Raw genomic sequence first — 7,709 nt, 5'->3', positions numbered from 1 at the left:
ATTTTTATCAATTAGACGACTATGATGAGGCTCTACACTCTTTGGAAGAATGGATTCAACTAGCTTGGAGTAGCCCTTTTCCCTCTTTTCAGGAAGTAGCGAAAACGCTTGAAAATTGGAAGGCTGAAATTCTTCAATATTTTCTTTCCCCTTTTACCAACGGACGAACAGAAGGGACCAACCACAAGATTAAGAACATAAAAAGACGAGCATATGGTTACCGAAGGTTAGAACGTTTTAGGCTACGTGTATTTCTTGAATGTACAGGAAAAACCTATAAAGAAAACACTTTCTAATTTCTTCTTTTTCAGCTTTTCCGATGGTAGTTGGTAGAATAGGAGCCGTCAAGGAAAGCACTTGACAGCTCCTATTCTACCAACTAAGTGGTCTCCAAGCTGAAGAAGAACATCGCCTGATCGGCTGCGCACTCTCGTTAACTAATTTCTAGGATTGGGTGCAAATCACAGAAAATGGTGAAGAGACTAAAATGTTATGTATCAGCGTTTGATTCGGCATTCACCCTTATTTAACAGAACCTTAAAAGAAAATTACTTTAATAGGCTTTTCATACTAATGATTATTACACTTTGTCTTTATACTTTTGTATTATTTTCATATTTAAGTCACTTATCTCTGAAAAATGCCACTCGAAGGTATTTAGAATTCTATGAAATTCAAATAACAGTTCCTTTACTTTAGTACTATCATTTAGATTAACAGTTTTAAAGCCACTTAGTACTTTGTCTAACTCACTTGATAAAACTTTCAAATCCTCCAAATTATCATACTGATCATCAATATCGTCCGTCGTTACAATATTGGTTTTAGAATTAAGTTTTTCTAGTATTGACAATACTTCTCGTAACTTATTTTCCATTTTTTCTCCTCCAGCCTATAACAAAACGCCCTTCTGCTTTGTCAGTCTGATTAAAAGTATAGATGGTTTATATCAGTTTTACTAATCACAGTGCTTTATATTGGCTAAATTTATTATAATTGACTAAACTTTATATTATTTTTTCAATAGGATTTTTCTAACTACAAATTTATATCATATAAATAAAAGCTTTGAGAACATACCTTTACCTGAACAAATGTTCCTTTGGGGTAAGGGTCCCCCTCCATTTCAATTATAACTATGCTTGACCCGATCCTAAAACAACAACAGGCTTCCTCAAAAAAGGCTTCAACTTTACAAACTATAGTCGTGAAAAGTCCATCGCTATTTATGGCATATCGTTCCTTGTCAGACTTTTTTACATCTTTTCTCCATTTTATTTTAGTTGATATGTCTAGCTCCACATTGTATTCTCGTCCTTCTATGGCAGTTTCACCCACCCAAATAGCTGCTTCGCTTCCAAACTCAGATGTAAATTGGATTATATTCTGGTCATTATACATTCCTTCATTCTTTATTATTTTGATTCGCATGGACATCAGCTCCAACATTTATTTAGGGCAATAAATAATTCAACTTATCCAGTGAGAATACTACCAAACTACCCTTTCATCCCCCCGCCTAAACATGGCTGCCTCGGGACTATCATAATCTTGTTCACGTAAAGAAATTTCTATAGTTCTGCCCAATTCAAAAATCAACTGAATTGCTTCTTCAAGTAATAAAACTTTTTCTACATTTTGGTTTATTAAGGAACATAGTTCATCTCTATATCCCTTCGTATCAATATTATAAGCATTATCATTATTATAGACTGTTGGTAGTGTAAATGTGGATAGAATAGCTGTATCGTTTATTCCTTCAAAAACTAATTGAATATAATCCCTGATAAAAATAACCGATGTCATTTCAACTCCTTCAACCCAACTTACACCAAGTACCCCATCTAAAAAACAAGCCCGAATAACTACTTTTAGGCAGTAAAGTATTGGAAGTAATGGATCAAGAGTTTTTAGGAGAATTTGAAGATTGGAAAGAAGCATCCAATCCACCTTTAAAGATAATAGAAGTCATTTGGTTGTCAGTTTGGAAACTACTTTTTTTTAGCTAAAAAATATCATATTTAATAGATATTCTACACATAAAAACCTTATGGCTCATAGTATTTTATCTATTTCATTCTCATAATTAGTTGTTGTATCATTGATTTCAATTAATAAAGTATCCTCATCAGTTGCAGGTTCGTAACCAATGATAACTTTTGGAATATCGAAATTTTTCTTCAAATTAACTAGATAATGGACTAGCTTCTTCAACCTTATCTTATTTTTGTGCCTTTCATTTGTTAGTAATTGATTTTCTGGAAAGTTAAATACAATATCACCTAATTGTTTATCAAACGAAAACACAACTACTATGTCTTTCAATAAAATACCTAGGTGTAATTCTTCTAAGAAAATATTACCTGTTCCTTTTGGTGATAAGGTTCGCTCTATGTTTTTCACTTGAGAAAAACCGATATCTTTTTTTATATTATAATCATAAAAATGTGATGAGTTAACTTTTAATGTAGAGAATTTAAGTTCTTCATATACTAATCTATCTATATCCCTCTTATTAAAGTCCATAAATAGTACCTCTAAGTTTTCCAACACCATCCATCCCTTGTTAATGGTCATTAAACTTAATACCAGTCTGATCCATTTAATTAATTATTATGTATTGTATTCATTGACTTTACATAAAGCCGTTCACCCTGATTAATCAAGCAATTCTAATAATCATTTAATCCTAACTTTGGTCTAGAGTAGTCCATCCAGCAGCATTGAGTTCATCTTTAAGTGAGGAAAATGCTTGTCTTGAATCTGACCCTTTAAACTCAAATCTTGTAAAAGGTCTTGTAAAGAATTCAATAAACATTGGATCTGCGCTAACATCTCTTTGACCGATACACTTATCTTTCCGTTTAATTTCAATCACTTATTTACCATCTAATTTCTCAGTTCTTATTCTGTACGCTATCCAATTTTGATTACACAGGTTAAAATCAACAAACTTTTCTGCACCCAGCTCATTTATGTAAGTGATACCCGTTGGTGTAATACTTTTAATCTCCTTCATTCATAAACACTCCTCAAAATTTATTAATTTTCTATTTTGCTATTCTTTTCTCTACCATCAGGGAGTCTATATTTTTTAGTTCTTTTGTTTCTATTACACATTTTGAAACCATATTATCTAAGAAAAAATTGCCTATAACTGTAGTATAGTCTTTTTTTATTTCTATAGAGGTACAGTTTCCTGTCAATTCTTCATATATTGCATCTCCTTTTTGAATCTACAGTCCACTAACATAAACCTATATTACAGACTCTCGAGAAAAAAAAGAACGTACTTTTTAGTGAATCCCGTTATTTCTTACGAATCGAAAGAAAGTAGTCTTCAAAAAGTGAAATCAGACACAGCTGTTGCGAAACATTTGTGTGAGTTGTATTTCAATGAGGACTTAGTTGCCTATCAACGGAAAATTGTTAAAACGATGAACCTGAGTAATCTGAATAGACAACACGATTCTTTAACACGGTACTATGTACAACTAAAACTTCAGTTCAAAACGATACTAGACCTAGTATTCCTTGAATATAAAGGGTTTTTTTGTAATTTATATGTGCTTTATTCTTAAAAACGCTAATCCTCTATCCTACTCCACATGATGTATTAAAGGTACCAACGGAATAATTAGTTGAGGAAATGCAGAGTATAGGAGGAAAAAAAACGTATGGGTTGTTTTATGAGAAGGCTTTGAAATTAAAAGTGTCTTCAGAACGGGACACACTTACCAGAATTGATCCAAGAGTTTACCAATCTGGTAAGTTTACAGCTACAATCCAAAAGAGGAGCTATTAAGCTCCGTTAGACAATCTATACAGCTGTTCAAGGATTAACCAATAATAGAAATGAAAAGATGCGAGTGTATTTTGACAAAAAAAGTGAGGGCAAGCCTCACAAAGTAGCCATCATAGCTTGTGCTAACAAGCTATTGGATTGAATTTATGCGATATTAAAGGAGAAACAAATGTACACCGCATAATTCAATACAATTAATTGCATAACTTACAAAACTTAAAATTAAGGGATTAAAGCTTATTAGTTATGTCCAATTTTATTTAGAGGATCGTAAAGTTTACCCTCACTTTCCTATAAATGAGCTGATTCGAGATAGTTGTTAAAAGGGGATTTCTTCTCTCTATTCATGTCCTAATGATTGATTCAACGTTACTTCGTCAACTCCATTTTATATTCGACAGCATTTCCCTCCCATGTATAAACACTGACATAATATCTGCCTGGTGAGACATGAAAGGAATGATCAACTAGTGGGTTGGCTATCACATTTCCATTATCATCCTCTACTAAAACATTGTAATCCGTTCCACTAAGTTTCGTTAGTTGAATCATGACTTCACTGCTGGTCTCTACATCGAAATAGAACCAATCCGTATGGTCATTTGTTGCATAATCAAGTGCACCTCCTATTTGGGTATTGATGAGGTTTGCAGCTGATTTCCGATTATTTGGTTCTGTTTCCGTATCGAAAGATCCACCAGTATCTGGTTGATTCCCATTTAATGCTATGGAATAGTCGACCCATTCTCCAGACCATGTATAAACAACGATGTAATATCGCCCAGGTGAAGCATTAAAAATAGGATTGTTTAATGGTTCTGCTAAACGATTTCCATTGGCATCTTCAACAAGCACATTGAAGTCGGTACCGCTCAGTTTCGTTACATCAATAGTGACTTCACCTCTTTCATCTACATCAAAGTAGTACCAATCCGTATGGTCATTACCGGTAGCATAATCAAGAGAGCCCTCTAACTGATCTCCGAAGCCCATAACGTTTGCTTCTGATTGTCGATTGTTTGACTCAGTTTCAGTCGTTACATTTCCATCATTGATTGATATTCTCATACTGCTGCTGCTAAAAGCTCCTTTATTATCTGTAACAGTTAGTCTGACGGTATATGTCCCAGCTTCTGTATAGATATGTGAAGGGTTGGATTCAATGCTACTGTTTCCATCTCCAAAATCCCATTCAAATTCTACAATCGAACCATCTGGATCATAAGCATCTGTACTAGAGAACTGAATTGGATTGTTCACTGTCCCTTGACTATTTGCACCAATGATAGCTACTGGATCAAGGTTCGTCGCCGTAGTGTTACCGGTATACATTCCATGGAACACTACATCATACACATACTGCCCTCTTGAGTTCACTCGGTGATTGACAAAATAGGCTGTTAACGTTTTATAACCACTCCACTTCCCTGTACGGCTTAACTCACTGATTACTTGATTAACTGCTTGATTGATATCTTCAAAATCGGCTACCTCACCACCTGAAGTACCTCCCACATACTCTCCTGTTAGAGTATAAGTATCGAAGAACTCGGAAGCAAAGGTATCTTGTGAAACATTATTTAGATTTATTTCGGTAATGATTTCGTTTTCTATTTCTATTAATGATTTTACAGAGTGGTTTAGAAGGTAGTCATTTGAGACAGACGGTACTCCATATTGATCGAGATTATTGTACAAGTAACTTAAATGAGCTTGAAACTCTTTTTCTAAGCTTGAATTCCTTGATAATTCATCCATATAACGATCGAATCCAGCTCCATCTTCGTTCTTTACCAGCTCATTTATAGTGTAAAAAATATCCATATGATTATTGATGATGAAATCATAAAACGCATAGGAATAGTCATAAAACTCCCACCCTAGGCTATATGATGCATGTAAGACCTGATCCAATGTGTAGCGGTCTGCTGGATTTGCTGCGATCCCTTCTACCATTGTGGATCTTGGCTCTATACCAGTTCTGGTTGATCCAGCAAAAAATTCCCCACCACCCTCTTCAAACCATGCGATTCGATCACCAGTATACAAAGGGGTACTTCCCCATAAACCTGGAACAACATATCTACTTTGCAAATAGTGAAAATACTCATGACGAAATAACTCTTCTAATTCAAAAATACTATCAGCTGGTACTTCACGATCCCAAGTAAAGAATGTTCCCCAGCTTTCTATATAGATTCCTCCATTATCGGTACCTACCCCATTGATATATCGATTTAATTTATATTCTTCCTTGTCATTGTAAATAATCGTAGTAAGTACATCGTCAGCATTTCCTTGCTCGACAGGCGTGTCGGTTCCGTAATATCTATGAAACTGTGCTTTCTCTTCTTTCGCTGCCCAATATATTTTTTGAATTTCTTCGGTCGTTACGCGGTCTCCTGCTTTAATAATAATTTCTCCATCATCAAATACATAGTGCTCCCCATAATAATAATCTTCGTAATCTTTTATAATTTGGTCATAATTTATATTCCCACCAAGACCTTCAAGTCGGTCGGCAATGGCTAAATATAAACCTGTATATTTAGGGAATACATTAATCGCACCACTAAAAACATCTATTGAAAAGTTTGGATCACTATGGAATCTACCTTCTTCTCCTATGATCCAAATTCCATTATCAATCAACCATTCATGATCGGTTCCCGAAAATTGAGTGAACTCTATAATAGTAGCAATCTCATTTAAAAGGTTGTCTACACGCCCGTGCCATGGAGCATCTTGAACATCTCTATACGATTCATTCAAAAAATTATAATAAAGATTATATTCAAATCCATTTAGTAGCGCATATATAGCATCTGTTTTTGAAAAATCTGTAATATACGTATTAACATGAGAATTAAAATCCTGAACAACTGGTAGAAGCGCATTAAACATGTCGACATCAGGTGTTCCATGGTTCATTAAAAATCCAATTTGCTCTAATACTCTCTCCTGACTATCGGTGCCAAGTTCAAAATGCTGATTATTTACCACTGCTTTAATAGCACTATTCATTTCATTTCTAAAAGATAAGTCTTCTAAATACGCTAACTCAGTATCTCCATAGTCAAAACCTATGTAGAAACCCCTATTTAATACTTCTATTAGGGTTGCAAGTCCTAAATCATCACGATTTGTATAAGAAGATCCTCTTTCAATGATCGCATCTCGTAACGTTAATAACCGGTTTCGATCGCGGTAAAATGCCACGGCATCATCACTATAACTCCAAAAATCGGTTATATTATTCGTTGAAATTGTAGCAAGTAATTCTACAAGTTCATCATCTGTATAGGTTAAAAGTTCTGAGAATGTGTGGTTATCTGCTAATGTCATAGATTGAAGGGATTCTGTTTGAGCTTGTGAAGGTGGTGCAGAAGGTGTTATTGAAGGGAGTTTTTCATGTTGCTTAATATGTTTCGTTTCTTCCATTTCCGTAGTATCTATGAAGGCTCTTTTTCTTTTTAAAGGAGTTCGATCGTTCACAATTAAGGAGACATCATTTAATTTTTTCACTCTATTGGGGGAACTTTCCTCCTTTTCCTGGGCATAACTTGTACCATATCCAGGAAAAAGTAACGTAACCACCAGCAATGAACTACACAGTTTCCCTATTAATTTTTTATTTGGTATATCCAACTTAGTTTCCTCCTCTTAATCTTTTTCTTTTTCTTTTTCAAATTTAAAACAAGCAAGTAAAGTTCAATCGACTATAGAATGGAATCATTGGATTCTTTTCCGTACACATTCCCCCTTTCAATACATATTTGTATACTATTAAATATTAGTAAAATTCATTAATTTTTCACAAAAAAATTAATACTAGTTAACAGTAACATAAAATCAGAATATTTCGTTTATTTTTTGTAAAATTATTCTAATTTTTTCTCGCACT

Annotated in this window: 9 protein-coding genes; 2 read left to right on the top strand and 7 right to left on the bottom strand. The window is 34.1% G+C overall.

Annotated elements, in window-relative coordinates; all coding sequences use genetic code 11:
* On the top strand, window positions 1-296 hold a 296-nt coding region (locus tag WAK64_RS18010; RefSeq protein WP_336588387.1), incomplete at its 5' end, for a transposase.
* A 284-nt stretch (window positions 297-580) separates the two neighbouring features.
* On the opposite strand, the gene WAK64_RS18005 is transcribed toward WAK64_RS18010, so the two are convergent.
* The 6 genes from WAK64_RS18005 to WAK64_RS17980 form a co-directional block, all read right to left on the bottom strand.
* The gene (locus tag WAK64_RS18005; protein ID WP_336588386.1) at window positions 581-877 is read right to left on the bottom strand and encodes a hypothetical protein; all 297 of its coding nucleotides are present in this window, start codon (window positions 875-877) and stop codon (window positions 581-583) included.
* Window positions 878-1,038: 161 nt separating this feature from the next.
* Window positions 1,039-1,431, bottom strand: a complete 393-nt coding sequence (locus tag WAK64_RS18000) for a hypothetical protein (RefSeq protein ID WP_336588385.1) — start codon at window positions 1,429-1,431, stop codon at window positions 1,039-1,041.
* 60 nt (window positions 1,432-1,491) lie between these two features.
* The gene (locus tag WAK64_RS17995) at window positions 1,492-1,941 is read right to left on the bottom strand and encodes a hypothetical protein (RefSeq protein WP_336588384.1); all 450 of its coding nucleotides are present in this window, start codon (window positions 1,939-1,941) and stop codon (window positions 1,492-1,494) included.
* Window positions 1,942-2,055: 114 nt separating this feature from the next.
* The gene (locus WAK64_RS17990) at window positions 2,056-2,556 is read right to left on the bottom strand and encodes a hypothetical protein (RefSeq protein ID WP_419465969.1); all 501 of its coding nucleotides are present in this window, start codon (window positions 2,554-2,556) and stop codon (window positions 2,056-2,058) included.
* Window positions 2,557-2,689: 133 nt separating this feature from the next.
* Entirely contained in the window at window positions 2,690-2,878 is a 189-nt protein-coding gene (locus WAK64_RS17985; protein WP_336588382.1) for a hypothetical protein, read from the bottom strand.
* The gene (locus WAK64_RS17980; protein WP_336588381.1) at window positions 2,879-3,019 is read right to left on the bottom strand and encodes a hypothetical protein; all 141 of its coding nucleotides are present in this window, start codon (window positions 3,017-3,019) and stop codon (window positions 2,879-2,881) included.
* Window positions 3,020-3,230: 211 nt separating this feature from the next.
* On the opposite strand from WAK64_RS17980, the gene WAK64_RS22500 reads away from it, so the two are divergent.
* Window positions 3,231-3,581 (top strand): IS110 family transposase, encoded by a 351-nt coding sequence (locus tag WAK64_RS22500; protein WP_419465968.1) that lies wholly within the window; start codon window positions 3,231-3,233, stop codon window positions 3,579-3,581.
* Between the two features lie 593 nt (window positions 3,582-4,174).
* Here WAK64_RS22500 and WAK64_RS17975 read toward each other — a convergent pair.
* Window positions 4,175-7,453: a collagenase gene (locus WAK64_RS17975; protein WP_336588380.1), complete on the bottom strand. Its 3,279-nt coding sequence runs from the start codon at window positions 7,451-7,453 to the stop codon at window positions 4,175-4,177.
* Window positions 7,454-7,709 lie beyond the last annotated feature (256 nt).

Source organism: Bacillus spongiae (assembly GCF_037120725.1).
GTDB classification, from domain to species: Bacteria; Bacillota; Bacilli; order Bacillales; family Bacillaceae_K; genus Bacillus_CI; species Bacillus_CI spongiae.
This window is presented reverse-complemented; position numbering and strand designations above follow the sequence as displayed.

Bases quoted from the DNA above. Each gene is read 5' to 3' on its own strand.
- WAK64_RS18005 (WP_336588386.1), bottom strand. From the start codon at position 877: ATGGAAAATAAGTTACGAGAAGTATTGTCAATACTAGAAAAACTTAAT.
- WAK64_RS18000 (WP_336588385.1), bottom strand. From the start codon at position 1,431: ATGCGAATCAAAATAATAAAGAATGAAGGAATGTATAATGACCAGAAT.
- WAK64_RS17995 (WP_336588384.1), bottom strand. From the start codon at position 1,941: ATGCTTCTTTCCAATCTTCAAATTCTCCTAAAAACTCTTGATCCATTA.
- WAK64_RS17990 (WP_419465969.1), bottom strand. From the start codon at position 2,556: ATGGTGTTGGAAAACTTAGAGGTACTATTTATGGACTTTAATAAGAGG.
- WAK64_RS17980 (WP_336588381.1), bottom strand. From the start codon at position 3,019: ATGAAGGAGATTAAAAGTATTACACCAACGGGTATCACTTACATAAAT.